16 protein-coding genes are annotated in these 18,003 nt (G+C 72.9%); 11 read left to right on the plus strand and 5 right to left on the minus strand.

Annotation, left to right across the window (positions count from 1 at the left end; all coding sequences use genetic code 11):
* Position 1: 1 nt before the first annotated feature.
* Genes ACIGCK_RS02225 through ccsB form a run of 6 tightly spaced genes read left to right on the plus strand, consistent with a single transcriptional unit; the run spans position 2 to position 5,672 of the window.
* Positions 2-982 carry a DUF368 domain-containing protein gene (locus ACIGCK_RS02225; RefSeq protein ID WP_396663443.1) on the plus strand — a complete coding sequence of 327 codons (981 nt, stop codon included), beginning with the start codon at positions 2-4 and terminating at the stop codon, positions 980-982.
* 9 nt (positions 983-991) lie between these two features.
* Complete coding sequence (locus ACIGCK_RS02230; protein ID WP_396663445.1) at positions 992-1,621, plus strand: histidine phosphatase family protein; 630 nt, start codon at positions 992-994, stop codon at positions 1,619-1,621.
* Positions 1,622-1,629: 8 nt separating this feature from the next.
* The gene (locus ACIGCK_RS02235; RefSeq protein WP_396663447.1) at positions 1,630-2,211 is read left to right on the plus strand and encodes a TlpA family protein disulfide reductase; all 582 of its coding nucleotides are present in this window, start codon (positions 1,630-1,632) and stop codon (positions 2,209-2,211) included.
* On the plus strand, positions 2,208-2,957 hold the full coding sequence (locus tag ACIGCK_RS02240) for a cytochrome c biogenesis CcdA family protein (protein WP_396663448.1): 750 nt from the start codon (positions 2,208-2,210) through the stop codon (positions 2,955-2,957). Before ACIGCK_RS02235 ends, ACIGCK_RS02240 begins: the two co-directional genes overlap by 4 nt.
* A gap of 4 nt (positions 2,958-2,961) precedes the next feature.
* On the plus strand, positions 2,962-4,629 hold the full coding sequence (locus ACIGCK_RS02245) for a cytochrome c biogenesis protein ResB (protein ID WP_396663450.1): 1,668 nt from the start codon (positions 2,962-2,964) through the stop codon (positions 4,627-4,629).
* 23 nt (positions 4,630-4,652) lie between these two features.
* Positions 4,653-5,672 (plus strand): c-type cytochrome biogenesis protein CcsB, encoded by a 1,020-nt coding sequence (gene ccsB / locus ACIGCK_RS02250; protein ID WP_396663452.1) that lies wholly within the window; start codon positions 4,653-4,655, stop codon positions 5,670-5,672.
* A 36-nt stretch (positions 5,673-5,708) separates the two neighbouring features.
* Here the strand turns inward: ccsB and ACIGCK_RS02255 are convergent, their stop codons facing one another.
* A complete protein-coding gene (locus ACIGCK_RS02255; protein WP_396663453.1) occupies positions 5,709-7,709 on the minus strand; it encodes an ABC transporter permease in 2,001 nt (666 codons plus the stop codon).
* Positions 7,706-10,504 (minus strand): efflux RND transporter permease subunit, encoded by a 2,799-nt coding sequence (locus tag ACIGCK_RS02260; protein ID WP_396663455.1) that lies wholly within the window; start codon positions 10,502-10,504, stop codon positions 7,706-7,708. Before ACIGCK_RS02260 ends, ACIGCK_RS02255 begins: the two co-directional genes overlap by 4 nt.
* A gap of 118 nt (positions 10,505-10,622) precedes the next feature.
* On the opposite strand from ACIGCK_RS02260, the gene ACIGCK_RS02265 reads away from it, so the two are divergent.
* Positions 10,623-11,267, plus strand: a complete 645-nt coding sequence (locus ACIGCK_RS02265) for a TetR/AcrR family transcriptional regulator (RefSeq protein WP_396663456.1) — start codon at positions 10,623-10,625, stop codon at positions 11,265-11,267.
* Here the strand turns inward: ACIGCK_RS02265 and ACIGCK_RS02270 are convergent.
* A complete protein-coding gene (locus ACIGCK_RS02270; protein ID WP_396663458.1) occupies positions 11,245-12,255 on the minus strand; it encodes an o-succinylbenzoate synthase in 1,011 nt (336 codons plus the stop codon). The genes ACIGCK_RS02265 and ACIGCK_RS02270 overlap by 23 nt on opposite strands.
* A 34-nt stretch (positions 12,256-12,289) precedes the next feature.
* Here ACIGCK_RS02270 and ACIGCK_RS02275 point away from each other — a divergent pair, with 34 nt between their 5' ends.
* Genes ACIGCK_RS02275 through ACIGCK_RS02285 form a run of 3 tightly spaced genes read left to right on the plus strand, consistent with a single transcriptional unit; the run spans position 12,290 to position 15,101 of the window.
* Positions 12,290-13,096: an LLM class F420-dependent oxidoreductase gene (locus ACIGCK_RS02275; RefSeq protein ID WP_396663460.1), complete on the plus strand. Its 807-nt coding sequence runs from the start codon at positions 12,290-12,292 to the stop codon at positions 13,094-13,096.
* Positions 13,093-13,998: a 1,4-dihydroxy-2-naphthoyl-CoA synthase gene (locus ACIGCK_RS02280; protein ID WP_396663461.1), complete on the plus strand. Its 906-nt coding sequence runs from the start codon at positions 13,093-13,095 to the stop codon at positions 13,996-13,998. Before ACIGCK_RS02275 ends, ACIGCK_RS02280 begins: the two co-directional genes overlap by 4 nt.
* Positions 13,986-15,101: an AMP-binding protein gene (locus ACIGCK_RS02285; RefSeq protein ID WP_396663462.1), complete on the plus strand. Its 1,116-nt coding sequence runs from the start codon at positions 13,986-13,988 to the stop codon at positions 15,099-15,101. The genes ACIGCK_RS02280 and ACIGCK_RS02285 overlap by 13 nt, the downstream gene beginning before the upstream one ends.
* Before the next feature lie 97 nt (positions 15,102-15,198).
* On the opposite strand, the gene ACIGCK_RS02290 is transcribed toward ACIGCK_RS02285, so the two are convergent.
* Complete coding sequence (locus ACIGCK_RS02290; protein ID WP_396663464.1) at positions 15,199-16,512, minus strand: DUF222 domain-containing protein; 1,314 nt, start codon at positions 16,510-16,512, stop codon at positions 15,199-15,201.
* Positions 16,513-16,708: 196 nt separating this feature from the next.
* Between ACIGCK_RS02290 and ACIGCK_RS02295 the strand changes: the two genes are divergently transcribed.
* Positions 16,709-17,686 (plus strand): 1,4-dihydroxy-2-naphthoate polyprenyltransferase, encoded by a 978-nt coding sequence (locus tag ACIGCK_RS02295; RefSeq protein WP_396663466.1) that lies wholly within the window; start codon positions 16,709-16,711, stop codon positions 17,684-17,686.
* On the opposite strand, the gene ACIGCK_RS02300 is transcribed toward ACIGCK_RS02295, so the two are convergent.
* Positions 17,633-17,959, minus strand: coding sequence for a DUF4229 domain-containing protein (locus ACIGCK_RS02300; RefSeq protein ID WP_330171194.1), 327 nt, complete (start codon positions 17,957-17,959; stop codon positions 17,633-17,635). The genes ACIGCK_RS02295 and ACIGCK_RS02300 overlap by 54 nt on opposite strands.
* Positions 17,960-18,003 lie beyond the last annotated feature (44 nt).

Here is an 18,003-nt window from a genome sequence, read left to right on the forward strand (position 1 = left end):
CATGACGACGCCCGCTGCGCCGCCCCGCCGCGCCCCGCTCCTGATCGTCGCCAACGCCCTGCGCGGCGCCCTCATCGGCACGGCCGAGCTGCTGCCGGGCATCTCCGGCGGCACGATCGCCCTCATCACGGGTGTGTACGAGCGGCTCATCGACTCCGCCGCCGCCGTCGTCTCCGCCGTGAAGGCGCTGCTGTGGGGGCCGGGACGGCTGGCGGGCTTCCGTGCCGAGATCCGCCGGGTGGACGGCTGGCTGATCGTGCCCCTCCTCGTGGGCATGGCGACGATCGTGCTCACGCTCGCCGGCCCGATCGAGGGTCTCGTCGCGGCGTACCCCGAGGAATCCCGCGGGCTGTTCTTCGGGCTCGTCGCCGCGAGCATCGCCGTGCCGATCGGTCTCGTGCCCCGCGTACTGCGCAGTCGCTCGTCGCGGGCGGCCGGCCTGCTCGTCTTCCTCGCGGCCGCCGCGGGCGCCTTCCTGCTCGTCGGCCTCGCGGGCGGGGGAGCGTCGGTGGACCCGCCGCCGCTGTGGTTCGTCTTCGTGGCCGCCGCGATCGCCGTGTGCGCGCTCGTCGTCCCGGGCGTCTCGGGGTCGTTCTTCCTCCTCGCGGTCGGGCTCTACTCGCCGACGCTCGTGGCGGTCGACGAGCGCGATCTCGGCTACATCGCCGTCTTCGCCGCCGGCGCGCTCCTGGGTCTCGTGACGATCGTGCGGGTCATGAAGTGGCTCCTCGACGCCTACCGGCGCCTCACCCTGCTGGCGATGGCGGGCCTCATGCTCGGCTCGCTGAGGGCCCTGTGGCCCTGGCAGGTCGGCGAGTCCGGCGAATCCTCGGCTACGGGCGTGCCCGTCGCGCCCTTCGAGCCCGTGCTCGCGCCGATCCTCTTCGCGGTGCTCGGGGCGGGCGTCGTGGTGGCGCTCATCCTCGTCGAACGCGCCTACGCGCGGCGGCTCTCAGAGGCCGTCCAGATCCCGGCCCCGTAAACTGTGCGGGTGCCCGCCGATCGCCTCCATCTCGTTCGCCACGGTGAGGTCGACAACCCGCGGCGCATCCTCTACGGCCGCATTCCCGGTTACCGACTGAGCGCCGATGGCCGCGACATGGCGCGACGCGCCGCCGAGCACGTCGAGCAGCAGGGGCGCCCCGTCGCGGCGCTGGTGTCGTCGCCGCTCGAGCGCGCCCGCGAGTCGAGCGAGCCGTTCACCGAGATCTTCGGCCTCGAGCCCGTCGTCGACGACCGGGTGATCGAGCCGACCAACGTCTTCGAGGGCCGGCGCATGAGCCGCGCCCTCGCGAATCCGCTCAACTGGCGACACCTGCGCGATCGCGACCTGCCCAGCTGGGGCGAGCCCTACGCGCACGTCGTGTCGCGCATGCGGCAGGCGATGAACGCCGCCTGGGATGCCGCGGCATCCGGCGACGTCGTCGTCGTCTCCCACCAGCTGCCGATCTGGGTCACGCACCTTGCCGTCGCGGGCGAGCCGCTGCGTCACGACCCGCGCCGGCGCCGGTGCGCGCTCTCGAGCGTCACGAGCTTCGCGCGCGAGGACGGCCGCTGGCGTGAGGTCTCCTATGCCGAGCCCGCCGACCTGGCCGGTGCCGTGGACGTGGGGGCGGTATGAGGCGGGTCATGGCGGCCGCGGCGGCGGCCCTGCTCGCGCTCGGCCTGACCGCGTGCTCGGTCAACGACGATCTCGCGCAGCAGTACCGCGAGGGCAACGACAAGGGCTTCATCGCGGGCGAGTTCCAGGTGGTCGAGATCGCCGAGGCCGATCGCGGCGAGCCGGTGGTGTTCGAGGGCGTCACCGAGCACGGCGACGCCGTCTCGAGCGACGACCTCGCGGGCGAGGTCACGGTGGTGAACTTCTGGTACGCCGCATGCGGGCCGTGCATCGCCGAGGCGCCGCTGCTGGAACAGGTGTGGCAGGAGCACGAGGGCCAGGGTGTCCAGTTCCTCGGCGTCAACATCTACGACCAGCCCGCGACCGCCCGCTCGTTCGCCGTGGAGAACGGCATCAGCTACCCGAGCGTGATCGACATCGAAGACAAGGCCGTCTCGTTCGCGTTCGCGCAGGCGACGCCCATCCAGGCGACGCCCACGACTCTCGTGCTGGATGCCGAGGGTCGAATCGCTGCGCGCATCATCGGACAGCTCGAGTCGGCGTCGATCCTCGACACGCTCGTCGCCGCCGTCGTCGCGGAGAGCGCGTGAACCCGGGCCTGGCCGTCGTCGACGGCGCGCTGTGGCTCGCCCTGCCGATCGCCCTCGCCGCGGGCCTGGTCTCCTTCCTCTCCCCCTGCGTGCTGCCGCTCGTACCGGGATACCTGGGGTTCATCGGCGGGGCGGTCGCGCCGCGCCGCTCGGGCACCGCGACCGTCGGGCGCGGACGGCTGCTGGGCGGCGTGCTGCTGTTCATCGCGGGATTCACCCTCGTGTTCATGACGGTCAACGTGCTCGGGGGCACCGTCGGCGGCTTCTTCATCCGATACGCCGATCCGATCATCCGCGTCATGGGGGTCGTGATCATCCTCCTCGGCCTCGTCTTCATCGGGCTCTTCGGCATCGCCCAGCGCACCTCGCGCCCTCGCGTGCCCTCCCGCGTGGGCCTCGTGGGCGCGCCTCTGCTCGGCATCGCGATGGGCATCGGCTGGACGCCCTGCATCGGGCCCACGCTCGCGGCGATCTTCTCCATCTCGTGGAACCTCGGCGACCCGGGGCGCGCGGCGCTGCTGGGCCTCGCCTACTCCGCCGGCCTCGGCATCCCGTTCGTGCTGCTGGCGCTCGGGCTCGGCTGGGCGACGCGGTCGGTGGGGTTCCTGCGCCGCCACATCCGCGTCGTGAACATCATCGGAGGCGCCCTGCTGATCGCCCTGGGCCTGCTCATGGTCACGGGCGTGTGGGGTCGACTCATGTCGCAGCTGGGGGCGGTGATCGGCGGTGTCGAACTCCCGCTCTGACCAGATGACATCCGACCCGCTGCGGCCGTCGGATCACGCCGACGGCACCGACGTCGAACAGCCCCGGCTCGGGCTCTCCGGCTGGGTGCGGTGGGGATGGCGGCAGCTGACGAGCATGCGCACCGCCCTGCTGCTCCTGCTGCTGCTCGCGATCGCGGCGATCCCCGGATCCCTCGTGCCGCAGCGCAGCGCCGACCCCAACGGCGTGACGCAGTACTTCCGCGACCACCCCGAGCTCGCGCCCGTGCTCGACGGTATCCAGATGTTCGACGTCTACACGTCGGCGTGGTTCTCGGCCATCTACCTGCTGCTGTTCATCTCGCTCATCGGCTGCGTCATCCCCCGCACGCAGCACCACGCGAAGGCCCTGCGCTCCCGCCCGCCCCGCACGCCCGTGCGCCTGTCGCGGCTCGCCGACCACGAGGAGCACCGCGTGCCGGTGCCCGCGGGCACCGATCCGGAGGCCGCGGCATCCCGCGCCATCGACGACGCCACGGCCCAGCTTCGCCGCGGCGGGTACCGCGTCGAGCGCTATGACGACCGCGGCACGTGGTCGGTGTCGGCCGAGCGCGGATACCTGCGCGAGACCGGCAACCTCGTCTTCCACGCCTCGCTCGTCGGCGTGCTCATCGCCGTCGGCTTCGGCGGCGGGTTCGCCTACACCGGTCAGCGCGTCGTCGTGGAGGGGACCACCTTCGTGAACACCCTGGGCGAGTACTCGTCCTTCAACCCGGGTCGCTTCGTCGACGGAACGAACCTGTCGCCCTACGCCCTCACCCTCGACGAGTTCGAGGTCACCTACGAGGCGCCCGGCACCACCGCGGCGGGCCAGGCGGGCGACTTCGCCGCCGTCGTCACGACCCGCGTCGCCGGCGAGGATCCCCGCCCGGACGAGGTGCGGGTGAACCATCCGCTGCGCATCAACGGCGACCAGGTGTACCTGCTGGGCAACGGGTACGCCCCGACGATCACGGTGCGGGACGCCGAGGGCGAGGTCGTCTTCAGCGAGTCGCAGCCGTTCCTGCCGCAGGACGCCAACATGACCTCGCTCGGGATCCTGAAGATCCCCGACGGCATGCCCGAGCAGCTGGGGCTGGTCGGCTTCCTGTATCCGACGCAGGGCACGCTCGCCTCGGGGGCGTACGCCTCCATCTTCCCCGACCTGATCAACCCGGTCATCACCCTCAACGTCTTCGCGGGCGACCTCGGCATCGACGACGGCACCCCGCGCTCGGTGTATGCGCTCTCGACCGATGGCATGGAGCAGCTGACCGGCGGCGACACGGGTACGGAGTCGATCGAGCTCGCCCCCGGGCAGACGGCCGACCTGCCCAACGGCTGGGGGACGGTCACGTTCGAGAACCAGGCCGCGGGTGCCGAGGACGACACCGTCAAGCGCTTCGCGTCGCTGCAGGTGCACCGGGACGTCTCGGCGCCGTGGGTGCTGGCGTTCGCCGTGCTGGCCCTGCTCGGCCTGCTGACGGCCCTGTTCGTGCCGCGCCGGCGCATGTGGGTGAAGGCGAGGGTGGATGCCGACGGCGCCGCCGGTCCCGAGCTCGTGCTCGAGTACGCCGGTCTGGCCCGGGGCGAGGACCCGGGGCTCGCCGTCGCCGTCTCGCAGCTGGCGGAGCGGCACCTGCGCGCACGCGCGGGCACCCCGGCTGACGCATAATCCCGCGACATAGACTGGAAGACATGCCCGCCACCGAGTCCCTCTCGCTCGACGCCGTCTCGATCCTCAGCATCTGGACGGCGATCGCGATCTACGCCCTGGCGTTCGTCGCCTACGCGTTCGACCTCGCCAGGCGCTCCGCCGACGCCGCGACGGCCAAGGACGCGGCGCAGGTGGCCGAACGCGAGCTCGTGGGGGCGTCGGTCGGCGGCTCTTCGGCGCGCCCCGCGGCATCCGGCGCCTCGGCTTCCGGGCCGACCCGTCGCCCCCGGCAGGTCTGGGCGCGCATCGGCACGTCGCTGACCGTGCTGGCCTTCCTCTTCCACCTCGTCGCCACGGTGCTGCGCGGCATCGAGGCCGAGCGCGTGCCCTGGTCGAACATGTACGAGTTCGCGATGACGGGCACGCTCCTCATCATGGCGGTGTATCTCGGGGTGCTCTTCCGCTACGACCTGCGCTTCCTCGGCACCTTCGTCACGGGGCTCATCGTCGTGCTCCTCGCGGGCGTCATGCTCGGCGGCCTCTACGTCGAGGTCGTGCCGCTCATGGACCCGCTGAAGTCGGTGTGGCTCGTCATCCACGTCTTCGTCGCCTCGCTCGCGACGGCCTTCTTCGCCCTCGCCTTCGCGCTCAGCGTGCTGCAGCTCCTGCAGGCGCGTCGCGAGGCGAACGCCGTCGCCGACGCCGAGGCGGGCCGCGACCGCATGCGCTTCCTCCGCACGCTGCCCACCGCCGAGAGCCTCGAGAGCCTCGCGTACCGCTTCGCGATCATCGGCTTCATCTTCTGGACCTTCACCCTCATCGCGGGCTCGATCTGGGCGCAGGACGCGTGGGGCCGCTACTGGGGCTTCGACACCAAGGAAGTGTGGACCTTCGTCATCTGGGTGCTCTACGCCGGCTACATCCACGCGCGGGCGACCCGCGGGTGGCGCGGCAACCGCTCGGCGTGGCTGTCGATCATCGGCTTCGCGGCCGTGATGTTCAACTTCACCGTCGTGAACATCTTCTTCAAGGGTCTGCACTCGTACTCCGGCCTCAACTGAGCCGCAGCGCCCGCCCTCCGGGGCGCCCGGGCGGGATCAGGCGGATGCCGCGAGCGCCGCGCGTGCGGAGGTCGTGCGTCGCCGGGCCACCGCCAGGGTCGTCGCGACGAGCGCGAGCAGCGACCAGATGAGCAGCGCCGCGACCCCCGCGCCGACGCCCTCGATGCCCGCGAGGGCGCCGAGCATCGCGTGGTAGGCGGGTGAGGTGGGCATGAGCCCCGCGACCGTGGCGAGCACGCCCGGCACGGTCGAGACGACGCCGGTGGCCATCGCGAGCACGCCCACGAGCGCGGCGATCCACCGGCCGGCGCCGCCGAAGACCGCGACGAGCGCCTGGTTGACGGCCGCGAACGCCACGCCGGCGAGCACGGCGACGGCGGCGAAGCCGAACCATTCGCCCCACGTGTACGTGGCCGCCAGCTGCACGACCGCGGCGACGAGAACACCCTGCACGGCGCCGATGAGGGCGGCGGGGGCGAACGAGCGCAGCGCGAGCACCGCCGACGGCCGCCGCGCAGCCAGGGCCCGCGTCGTCAGCGCGCCGAGCGCCACGAAGGTCGCCAGGGCGCCGAACCACAGCACGAGCATCGACAGCAGCGGGATCGCCGACGCCCCGAACAGCGAGGTGCCCACCCCGTCGGCCGCGACCGGATCGCTCACGACCTCGGCGAGATTCTGCGCCTCGGTGTCGGTGTAGGAGGGCAGCGACGCGGATGCCTCGGCGAGGCCGTCCGCGAGCTCCCGCGAGCCCCCGGCGAGCTCGCGCAGGCCGGTCGCGAGCCCCTCGGTGCCCGTCTGCAGCTCGGCGAGCCCGCCCGCGAGCTGGTTCGCGCCGGACTGCAGCTGCGCCGCGCCGGAGGCCGACTGGTCGACGCCGCCCGCGAGCTGGTCGAGCCCGTCGGCGAGCTGACCGACGCCCGAGCCGAGCTGGCGGAACTGGCCCGCGATCTGCGACGTCGCGCCGGCATCGAACTGCTCGAGCCCGATGCGCGTCGACGACGCGCCGGTGGCGACGGCTCCGACGGCCTGAGAGGCGATCTCCGTCTGCTGCGCGGCCTGCGCGAGCTCGGTGCAGAAGTCGGGGTCGTCGACGGGGTTCTCGCAGCGTGCCACGAGGCCCGTCACGGTCGTGGCGGCGCCGCCGGCGGCCTGGGCGGCACCGAGGGCGCCCTGCTCCAGCTCGGTCGTGCCGTCGATCAGTTGCTGCGGCACGAGGCCCTGAGCCTCCAGCTGGGCGGCGCCGGCGTTCGCGCCGTCGGCGATCTGCCGCGCGCCGTCGCCCGCCCCGCGGGTCTCGTCCGCGATCGTGCCGAGACCGCCCGCGAGCGAGCCCGCCCCCGAGGCGAGGCCGGATGCCCCCTCGCCGAGCTGCGCGACGCCGCCCGGCAGCTCCGCAGCGCCCGCCGCAGCCTCCTCCGTGCCCTTCGCGAGCTGCGATGCGCCGAGGGCGGCCTCGCCGAGCTGGTCTCCGATCGTCGTGAAGCCGAGGAAGACGTTCTCGAGCGTGAGGGACGACAGCTGCTCGCCGAGCACGGCGGCGGCGGTCTGCGTGATCTGCGCCGTGATGGCATCGTCGACGATGAGGGCGTCGGACGGGGTGGCGACCTCGATCACGGCGCGCTGGGCCGTGACGCTCGCGGCATCCGCCCCCGTCGCCGCGAGGGACTGCCCCGACGAGGTCGCCGCGGCGGAGAAGTTCGCGGGGATCGTCACGACCGCCTGGTAGGCGCCGTCCTCGAGGCCCTCGGCGGCGTCGTCGGCGTTGGAGAGCACCCACGTCAGGTTCGACCCGACGTCGTCGGAGCCCTCGACCAGCCCCGCCGAGAGCTGGCGGCCGAGGGGCGTGAGCTGCCCGTCGATCTCGACCGCCTCGTCCTCGTTCACGATCGCCGCGGTCATGGCGTCGAGCCGCTCGGTGGGGTTGTACAGGGCCGAGACGAGGATGCCGCCGAGCACCGCCGGCAGCAGCAGGACCCCCAGCACGGTCAGCCACGTGACGGGCTTGCGAGAACGCGCGCGTTCGATGGGCAGGGTCATGCGATCACCTCGGTGGAGGTCGTGGGGAAGGGGGATGCGGGAACCGCGGCGGCGGGGGGAGCCGCGGCGGGCGGGTCGGCCGCGAGGGTCAGCCCGGCCACGTCCCTGCGTCGAGCGTCGCTCAGGAGGGCGAGCGCGGGCGCCTCGCGCCGGGCCGACGCGACGAGCGTCACATCGCCCGCGTCGCGCAGCAGCGCCGCCGCCTGGTCGCGCAGGCCCGGTTCGAAGAGGGCGTCGAGCCCGTCGACGACGACCGTGCGCGGCGAGCCCGCGAGGGCGGCGCGCAGCTCGGCGAGCGGGGCGTCGGAGCCGCCCAGCAGGGCCACTCCCACGTGGGCGCGCACCCACGCCGCCCGGCCGGGCAGCAGGTGGCCGCCGACCTTCAGCAGGCCCTCGCTCGGGGGGATGCGCCCCGCGAGCGTGAGCAGGAAGACACGGGATGCCGCGGCATCCGCCCCCGATACCAGCAGGGTGCCCGCCGGCTCGACGCGGAACGTCGCACCCGAGAAGACGGCGCGCTCGTCGTCACGCACCGCGACGTTCTCGCCCACGACGGCGGCGGTGGAGCCGGGCTCGGGCCAGTCGGCGAGCTCGAGCTCGCGGCGCACGGCGTCGCCCTCGACATCGAGCACGGGCAGGGCGCGCTCGAGCCACCGCGGCATCCACCACGCCTTGTCTCCGAGCAGCGCCATGAGGGCGGGGATGAGGGTCATGCGCACGAGGAAGGCGTCGACGGCGATGCCGACCGCGAGTCCCAGGGCGATGGGTTTGATGGAGGAGTCGCCCTCGGGCACGAACGCGGCGAACACGCCGAACATGATGAGCGCGGCCGCCGTGACGACGCGGGCCGACGCCGTGAAGCCCGACCGGACGGCGTCGACGGCGATCCGGCGCGCCGTGCGGCCGTCGCGGCGGGCGTGGACGAAGTCCTCGCGCATGCGCGTGACGAGGAACACCTGGTAGTCCATCGCGAGCCCGAAGAGCACGCCCATCAGCACGATCGGCATGAAGCTGATCACGGGGCCCACGCGGGCGACGTGCAGGAGGTCGGCGAACCAGCCCCACTCGAACACCGCCGCGACGACGCCGAACGCGGCAGCGACCGAGAGGAGGTAGCCGAGGGCCGCGGTCAGCGGCACCGCGATCGAGCGGAAGACGATCATCAGCAGCAGGAAGGACAGGCCCACGACGAAGACGCCGAAGGGGATCAGCGCCTCGCCGAGCCTGTCGGAGATGTCGATGCCCACGGCCGTGAACCCCGTGACGACGAGGTCGATGCCGTACTCGTCCGAGATGCGCTCCGCCTCGGCGCGAAGGTCGCGCACCAGCTGGGCGGTCTCGGGCGAATCCGGCGCGGTCCCGGGGATGATCTGGATGATGCCGGTGTCGGCCGTCTCGTTCGGGGTCGCCAGGGCGATCTCCTCGACGCCCGGCACGCGCTCGATCTCGGCGGCGAGGTCCTCCATGAGCCCGAGCGGGTCGGTCGAGGTCACGATCGTGCCGGTCATCACGAGGGGGCCGTTGAACCCGGGGCCGAACTCCTCGGCCGTCAGGTCGTAGTTGATGCGCGCCTGCGAGGACTCCGGCAGCCCTCCGGCGTTGGGGAGGGCGAGCGCGAGGCTCCCCGACGGGATCGCGACGACCCCGAGACCGATGACGACGGCGAGCGTCGTCACGAGCGGATGCCGTGTCACCGTGCGCACCCAGCGGTTCTCGCGCGGGGCGGATGCCGGGGCCGCCCGACCGCCCCCCGCCTTCGGGGCCCGCGGCATCCGCCCGCGCACGCGGGAGCCGATGAAGCCCAGCATCGCGGGGGTGAGGGTTATCGCGACGGCGACGGCGATCGCGACGGCGACGGCGGCGGCGATTCCCATCGTGGTGAGGAACGGGATGTTCGCGAACGAGAGCCCGACGAGCGCGATCAGGACGGTGATGCCGGCGAAGACGACCGCCGAGCCCGCCGTCCCGGTGGCACGGGCGACCGACTCCTCGGGATCGACGCCGCCGCGCACCTGGTCCTGGTGGCGCGCGACGATGAACAGGGCGTAGTCGATGCCGACCGCGAGCCCGAGCATGAGGGCCAGCAACGGTGTCGTGGAGGAGATCGGGGCGAACACCGTCGCGAAGAAGATGAGGGCCATCGACAGCGCGACGCCGATGAGCGCCGTCAGGAGCGGCAGACCCGCCACGACGAAAGAGCGGAACGTCACGATCAGCACGAGCAGGGCGATGATGAGGCCCACGACCTCGGTGATCGTCACGCCCGGCACCGACGTCGAGAACAGGTCGCCTCCGAGGGCCGCCTGCGATCCTTCGGGCAGGGCGTCCTCCAGCACGGCCACCTCGTCCTCGAGGGCCGTCTTGGCGGCCGCGGGCACGTCGGTCGCCTGTCCGTCGAACTGCAGCCGCACGATCGCCGCGGAGGCATCCTCCGTGACGAGCCCCGAGACCATCTCGTCGAACGGGTCCGTGACGGCGAGTACTCCGTCGATGTCCTCGAGCGCCGCGATGGCATCGGCGATGGCGCCCGAGTAGGGCTCCCCGTCGACCCGGTCGCCCTCGGCGGCGACGACGATGAACTGCGCGCTCGTGCCGGAGGCCTGGGGGAAGGTGCGGCTCAGCTGCTCGAGGCCCTCCTGCGCCTCCGTGCCGGGGATCGAGAAGGAGTTGTCGGTGCCCTGCCCCAACAGCACCGCGCCGCCGCCCGCGAGCCCCACGACGAGGAGCCAGCCGATGAGCACGCGCCACGCGTGGCGGAAGGACCAGCGGCCGAGCGAATAGAGGAGAGTGGACACGGAGCCTCCTGTGAGACGGATGCATCGAGGACGATACGGCGCTGTATCCGATACACAGGTGTATCGTATGGGTCGGTCGCGCCGCAAGGCTGGGCGCGCGGTGTGAATCGAGGGAACGATGAGCGACGAGACGGTGGCCCCGACGCGGCGGCGCGAGAACACGCGCCAGCGCCTGCTGGATGCCGCGGCGCAGGTGTTCGCCGAGGTGGGGCTGGACGCGGCATCCGTCGAGGCGGTGTGCGAGCGCGCGGGGTTCACTCGCGGCGCCTTCTACTCCAACTTCGACTCCAAGGAGGAGATGTTCCTCGAGCTCGCCGGCCGTGTGGCCGACGAGCGCGTGCTCGCCGTGCGGGCGCGGGTGGCGGAGCTCGAGTCCCAGGGCGCGTTCCCCTCCGCAGCGACCGACGCGCTGGCGATCGTGCAGCGCGTCATCGACATGTCGGCCGAGGACCGGCTGGGCGTCCTGCTCATGAGCGAGATCCGCATCCACGCGCTGCGCTCGCCGGCGCTCGCCGAGGCGTACCTCACGCAGGAGGAGCAGATGCGCGAGAGCGTCGCGCAGATCATCGACGACATCGCGCGCGCGGGACAGATCAGTTTCCGGGTGCCCGCGCGGGAGGCGGCGGACCTCATGCTCATGGTGTGGGAATCTGCCTCCGTGCGGGCCGTGATGTCGGGCGAGGGTCAGGCGGGCTCGGTCCGGCGCACGAGCGAGAAGCTCGCGGCCGTGGCCCGGCTGATCATCGAGCCGCGCGAGCCGTGAGCACCTCGTAGCACCGCTCCAGGCGCGCGATCCACCACGCGCGGCGGTCGGCGGCCACGGCGTACGCGTCGAGCAGAGCGGGATCGGGCACGACCCGGCGCACGGGGATCGAGCCGCCGACGGGGCGCAGGGGTTCGGCGGTGACGTCTGCGGCGAGCAGCGCCGCGGTGCCGAGGCCGCAGTCGTAGTCGAGCGTCGGCAGGGCCGCGGCGAGGGCCGCGCCCATCGCGAGCCCGACGGAGGAGTCGAGGGCGCTCGAGACAACGGCCGGCAGGCCCGCGGCGGCGACGATGGCAGCCGCGCGACGCGGTCCGCCGAGCGGCTGCGCCTTGATCACCAGCAGGTCGGCCGCGCCGGCGTGGGCGACCGCGAGGGGGTCATCGGCCTTGCGCACCGATTCGTCCGCCGCGACGGGGATGCCGAGGTATCGGATGCGCCGGCGCAGCTCCGCGAGCTCGTCGAGTCCGGCGCAGGGCTGCTCCACGTACTCGAGGTCGAACTCCGCGAGGGCGTGGACGGCGTGCTCGGCCTCGTCGAGGTTCCAGGCGCCGTTCGCGTCGAGGCGGATCCGGCCCTCCGGCCCCATGATCTCGCGCACGGCCCGCACGCGCGCGACGTCGTCGGCCAGGCGCTGGCCGGGCTCGGCGACCTTCACCTTCGCCGTCCGGCAACCGTCGAAACGCGCCAGCACGCCCGCGACGGCGTCCGCCGCGACGGCCGGCACGGTCGCGTTGACGGGGATCGAGTCGCGCAGGGGCTCGGGCGCCGGGTGCCAGCCGAAGTCGATCGCGGCCTCGAGCCACGCGGATGCCTCGGCATCCCCGTACTCGGGGAAGGGCGAGAACTCGGTCGCCCCCTCCGGGCCCTCCAGGATCATCACCTCCCGCACGTCGATCCCGCGGAAGCGCGTGCGCATCGGCAGGGCGACCACGTGCGCGCGCTCGCGCAGCTCGGACAGCGAGGGCGGGGGAGGGGTGTCGCCAGTCACGCCCCCATCCTGCCCCCGGCTCTAGGCTGGCCGCATGCTTCTCGAGACCCCCGTCACACTCGGCGTGCAGCTGCAGCCCCAGCACACCCCCTACCCGGCGATCCGCGAGGCGGTCGCGCGCGCGGAGGGGATGGGGGTGGACATCCTCTTCAACTGGGATCACTTCTTCCCGCTCTCGGGGGATCCCGACGGCATGCACTTCGAATCCTGGACCGAGCTGGCGGCATGGGCGGAGCAGACCGAGCGAGTGCAGTTCGGCGCGCTGGTCAACTGCAACAGCTACCGCAATCCCGACCTGCAGGCGGACATGGCCCGCACGATCGACCACATCAGCGCCAAGGGCGGCGAGACGGGCCGCTTCATCTTCGGCACCGGATCGGGCTGGTTCGAGCGCGACTACACCGAGTACGGCTACGAGTTCGGCACGGCGGGTTCGCGGCTCGACGACCTCGCCGCGGGGCTCTCGCGCATCGAGGCGCGGTGGGAGGTGCTCAACCCCGCCCCCACGCGGCGGATCCCCGTGCTCATCGGCGGCGCGGGCGAGAAGAAGACGCTGCGCATCGTCGCACGGCACGCCGACTACTGGCACAGCTTCGTCGGGCCCGACGACCTCCCCCGCAAGATCTCGATCATCGAGGACTGGGCCGCCCGCGACGGCGGCGACGCGAGCCGACTCGTCGTCTCCAACGAGATCGCCCGCCGCAGCGGCGAGGAGGTCGACGCCCTGTACGACAGCGGCGTGCGCCTGTTCACGCTCGCGCTGCGGGGGCCCGACTTCGACTGGGCATCGGTCGAGCGCTGGCTCCGCTGGCGCGACGAGCGAAACGCCGCCGGCGCATGACCATGGTCTCCGAGCTCTTCGACGCCGAGGCGTGGGCCACCGCACCCGGTGCCGACGCCTACACCGACATCACGGCGCACCTCTCGCTCGACGGCCGGATCGCCCGCATCGCGTTCGACCGCCCCGAGGTGCGCAACGCCTTCCGCCCCCGCACGGTCGACGAGCTGTACGACGCGCTCGATCGCGTGCGACAGGACCCGAAGGTGGGCGTCGTGCTGCTCACGGGTAACGGGCCGAGCCCCAAGGACGGGGGATGGGCGTTCTGCTCGGGCGGCGACCAGCGCATCCGGGGCCGCGACGGATACACCTATGCGGCCGACGAGGCGACCGCCCCCGACCCCGCGCGGGCGGGGCGGCTGCACATCCTCGAGGTGCAGCGCCTCATCCGCTTCATGCCCAAGGTCGTCATCGGCGTGATCCCCGGCTGGGCCGCGGGTGGAGGACACAGCCTCCACGTCGTGTGCGACCTGTCGATCGCGAGCGCCGAGCACGGCCGCTTCAAGCAGACGGATGCCGATGTCGGCTCCTTCGACGCCGGGTACGGCAGCGCCTACTTCGCCCGCCAGATCGGGCAGAAGTTCGCCAGGGAGGTGTTCTTCCTGGCAGAGGAGTACTCGGCCGAACGGGCCTACGAGATGGGCGCCGTGAACCGCGTCGTCCCCCACGCCGACCTCGAGCGCGAGGCGATCGCGATGGCGCGCACGATCCTCACGAAGTCGCCGACCGCGATCCGCATGCTGAAGTTCGCCTTCAACGCCGTCGACGACGGCATGGTGGGCCAGCAGGTGTTCGCGGGGGAGGCGACGCGCCTGGCGTACGGCACCGACGAGGCCGTCGAGGGGCGCGACTCGTTCCTGCAGAAGCGCGACCCGGACTGGTCGCCGTACCCGTGGCACTACTGACCCCGGGCGACCCGGCCGATCCGCTCGCCCTGCAGGGGGCTCTCCTGCGGGCGATGGATGCCGAGGGCCCCGCCGTCGTCGTGGGGGTCGACCCCGCGCGGCTCGACCGGGACGCCCTGCCCGCGGGCACCGCCCTCGTGCTCGCAACGAGCGGATCGACGGGCGTGCCCAAGCGGGTCGCGCTCTCGGCGGCGGCCCTGCGGGCGAGCGCCGCCGCCACGGCCGCACGCATCGGCGAGGGCGCGTGGGTGCTGGCGCTCCCGGCGTCGCGCATCGCCGGCATCCAGGTGCTCGTGCGCGCGGCGCTCGCGGGCGCCCCCGTGCAGCCGGCCGCGTCGGGCGGAGCCGCCGACGTCGCGGCCGCCGCCGCGGCGCTCCCCGACGGCGCGCCGGCCTACACGTCCCTCGTCCCCGCACAGCTGCGCGCCCTCCTGCGCGACGCCCCCGACGCGCTCGCCCGCTTCGAGGCCGTGCTGGTGGGCGGTCAGCGCACACCGCCCGACCTGCTCGAGGAGGCGGCGGAGCGGGACATCCGGGTCGTGCGCACCTACGGCTCCACCGAGACCGCGGGAGGCTGCGTCTACGACGGGGCACCGCTGCCCGGGGTGATGCTGCGCATCGAGGCGGGCGAGGTGCTCGTCGCGGGCGAGGTGCTCGCGGACGGGTACGTCGGCGATCCGGCCGCGACGGCGGTCTCCTTCCCCGTGCGGGACGGGCGGCGGTGGTACCGAACGGGCGATCGCGGCGCACTCACGACGGACGGAGCGCTGCAGGTCACCGGCCGGGCCGACAACGTCATCGTCTCGGGCGGCGTGAACGTCAGCCTCGACCTCGTCGAGGCCGCCGTGCACACGGTGCCCGCGCTGCGCGATGCCGTCGTGATCGGGGCGGCCGATGAGACGTGGGGCGAGGCATCCGTCGTCGTGACGGCGCAGGGGGACGCGCGCGACCTGGCCGACGCCCGTGCCGCGGTCGAGCGTGCGCTCGGGGCGGCGGCGCGCCCGCGGGAGGTCGTGCGGGTCGGGGCCGTTCCGCTGCTGGCCTCCGGCAAGCCCGACCGGGTGGCGCTGCGCGAGCGATTCGGCGGCCGACGCCCGGGATGATCCCTCGTGGCAGCACGGGCGCTTACCGGTCGGGGTCGACGTCGGCCGGGGTTGCCCCCCCCCTGCGCGCCCGCATGGACGCGCGCGCTGCGTCGGCTCAGAAGGGGGCGTCTTGGAGGTCGGGGACGAAGCCGACGGTGACCGGTGGTGGGGTGTCGGTGTAGCTGGCTCCGCCGGGGGAGGTCCATTCGATGACGCCGCCGGGATGGTGTCTCACGCGCCAGGGTGTTTCGCCCTTGAGGGTGTGATGTCGTCGGCAGAGCGCGGCGAGGTTTCGGTGGTCGGTTTGCCCGCCGAGGGCGTAGTCGTGGCCGTGGTCGATGTCGCACCGGTGGGTGGGCTTGCGGCACCCGGGGAATCTGCAGTGCGGATCTCGCACCCGAAGATATCGGGTCAGATCTGCGGATCTGGTGTATCGGTCGACCGCAAGGACGCCTCCGGTGATGGGGTTGGCGAGCACCCGCTCCCATCCCGGCGCCGTCAGCGCGAGCAGTCGGGCGGTGTCGAGGTCGATCGGCGTGCGACCGACCAGTTCGGCGGGGTCTTCCGTGACGCCTGCGAGCGCGAGGGCGGGGACGGTGACGTTGACGGTCGCGCGGATGGATGCGAGGCCGCCGTGTCCGTCGCCGAGTCCGTCACCGGTCTCCGCGTCGATGCGGTGGGTGAGGACGATTTCGGTGAGCACGTCGGCGCGCACCTGATCCATCGTACGGGAGTCGGCGGCATCCATGGCTTCGGCGTCGGTGTCGCCGTTGTTGAGGACTTCGCGGGCGATGCGGGTGATCGTGTCGTGGATGCCGTGCACCGGTACGGCCGGGCCGCGCAGCAGCAGTTCGGTCATCCCGTCGGCGACGTCGCGCACCCACACGCCCCGGCCCTCCCGGGCGGCTTGGTGCCGTTCGGTGAAGGTGGTGGGTTGCGCCTGCTCGACAAGCCGCGCGAGCTGCGGTCCGAGTCGTCCGGGCGTGGTCGACGCCGCCCGTTCGAGCGCTTCGCCCTCGAACGCGGCCCGGATGCCGGGGTCGGTGAGTTTCACCCCGTGCTCCACGATCGCCCGCACATGGCCGACCGACACCCGCCCTGCGGCCAGTGCCTCCCACGTGGCCGCGAACCGGGTGACGACCGTGTGGGCGTCATCCATCCGGCGTTGCACCGAGCGGTCGGGCTGTCGGGCATGCGCCCCGAGCTCGGCGGCGAGTGCCCGCAGCGGCAGGTCGGCCTCGCGGCCGGCGGTGCGGGGGATCTCCGCCATCCGCTCCAGCCCCACCGCCTGCGCACGTGCCAGCACCGCCATCGCTCGAGCTTCTGCCGCCGCGATGGCTGCCACCGCCGCCGCGTACTCCGCCGCGAGCTCGGCGGCGACGGCGTCGACCTCGTCGTCGCGCCTACCACCACCAAGCTTCGCATTCATGTTCGAAACCCTACGCGGGGCCTCCGACATCGCTCCGACATCGATTCGAAGATTGACCGCGCAGGTCCCGGTTCGAGACTTCCCGGGTGAGGCATCTCCCATCCTCGAAAGCTCCGCCCCAGCCCCGCCCGCTGACGCCCCCGCCCGCTCTCCCCGCCCGCAACCTCCGTGGGAAGAACACCTAGGATGATGCCTCGTGGCAGGCACCCCCTCGAAGAAGCGCAAGAACCACGGCACCCGTCCCCGCTCCGGCGGGCACCCGGCGGGGCGCCGACCCGCGAAGGGCCCCGCGAAGCCGGCGCCCGCGACGGCGCGTGACTGGATCGGCGCGGCGCGGCTGCGCACGCTCCCCCTCGCGATCGCGCCGGTCGTCGTCGGCACGGGAGCCGCCGTGCTGGCGGAGGGGCTGTTCCACTGGGTCATCGCGCTCGCGTGCCTCGCGGTCGCGGTCTTCCTGCAGATCGGCGTCAACTACGCCAACGACTACTCCGACGGCGTGCGCGGCACCGACGACCACCGCGTCGGCCCCGCCCGGCTGACCGCCTCCGGCAGGGTCGCACCGCGCGCGGTGCTCACGGTGTCGCTCGTCTTCTTCGCGCTCGCCGCCCTCGCGGGCCTCGCCATCGTCGTGCGCACGCAGCAGTGGTGGCTCCTGCTCGTGGGCGCCGCCTGCATCGTCGCGGCGTGGTTCTACACCGGCGGCAAGCGGCCCTACGGCTACATGGCGCTCGGCGAGGTGTTCGTCTTCGTGTTCTTCGGCCTCGTGGCCACCGTGGGAACCACGTGGGTGCAGGCGGGTGCGATCCCGCAGGAGGCCTGGTTCGCCGCGGTCGCCGTCGGTGTGCTGGCCGTCGCGGTGCTGCTGGCCAACAATCTGCGCGACATCGATCAGGACCGCGTCGCCGGCAAGCGCACGCTCAGCGTCCTCGTCGGGCGGCGCGCGACCCAGGTGCTCTTCACGGTCTTCGTGCTGGTCCCGTTCGCGATCTCCGCCTATCTCGCGCTGTTCTACCCGATCGCGTGGCTGACGCTCCTGGCGCTGCTGGCCGGGCTGCCCGCCATCCTCATCGTGTGGACGTACCGGACGCCTCGGGAGCTCGTCACCGCGCTCGCGCTGACGTCACTGACCTCGCTCGGCTACGCCGCCCTGCTCGCCTGGGCCTTCGTCGGCTGAGGCGTCGCCGGCGGGTGTCGCATCGGCCTCGGCATCCTCTGCGTCCTCGTCGCGTTCCGCTCGGCGGCGGCGCCGCGCCTGGATCTCGGTGCTCACCTGCTCGAGCGGGCGGCGCAGGAAGATGAGCGAGAGGCTCAAGCCGATGAGGGCCGCGAAGACCACCGCCAGCAGCCAGTTCTGGCGGAAGATCGGCAGCAGCAACAGCAGGCCCAGGGGGACCAGGAACGCCAGCAGCCGCAGGATCGTGTAGACGAGGACGGGCGGCAGTTTCACCGTCTCATCCTAGGTCGGCCCCTCCTGGACGCTCGCCCACAGTT

The organism is Microbacterium sp. NPDC078428 (assembly GCF_044542535.1).
Lineage (GTDB): Bacteria > Actinomycetota > Actinomycetes > Actinomycetales > Microbacteriaceae > Microbacterium > Microbacterium limosum.

Bases quoted from the DNA above. Each gene is read 5' to 3' on its own strand.
- ACIGCK_RS02225 (WP_396663443.1), top strand. From the start codon at position 2: ATGACGACGCCCGCTGCGCCGCCCCGCCGCGCCCCGCTCCTGATCGTC.
- ACIGCK_RS02235 (WP_396663447.1), top strand. From the start codon at position 1,630: ATGGCGGCCGCGGCGGCGGCCCTGCTCGCGCTCGGCCTGACCGCGTGC.
- ACIGCK_RS02245 (WP_396663450.1), top strand. From the start codon at position 2,962: ATGACATCCGACCCGCTGCGGCCGTCGGATCACGCCGACGGCACCGAC.
- ccsB (WP_396663452.1), top strand. From the start codon at position 4,653: ATGCCCGCCACCGAGTCCCTCTCGCTCGACGCCGTCTCGATCCTCAGC.
- ACIGCK_RS02255 (WP_396663453.1), bottom strand. From the start codon at position 7,709: ATGACCCTGCCCATCGAACGCGCGCGTTCTCGCAAGCCCGTCACGTGG.
- ACIGCK_RS02265 (WP_396663456.1), top strand. From the start codon at position 10,623: ATGAGCGACGAGACGGTGGCCCCGACGCGGCGGCGCGAGAACACGCGC.
- ACIGCK_RS02275 (WP_396663460.1), top strand. From the start codon at position 12,290: ATGCTTCTCGAGACCCCCGTCACACTCGGCGTGCAGCTGCAGCCCCAG.
- ACIGCK_RS02280 (WP_396663461.1), top strand. From the start codon at position 13,093: ATGACCATGGTCTCCGAGCTCTTCGACGCCGAGGCGTGGGCCACCGCA.
- ACIGCK_RS02290 (WP_396663464.1), bottom strand. From the start codon at position 16,512: ATGAATGCGAAGCTTGGTGGTGGTAGGCGCGACGACGAGGTCGACGCC.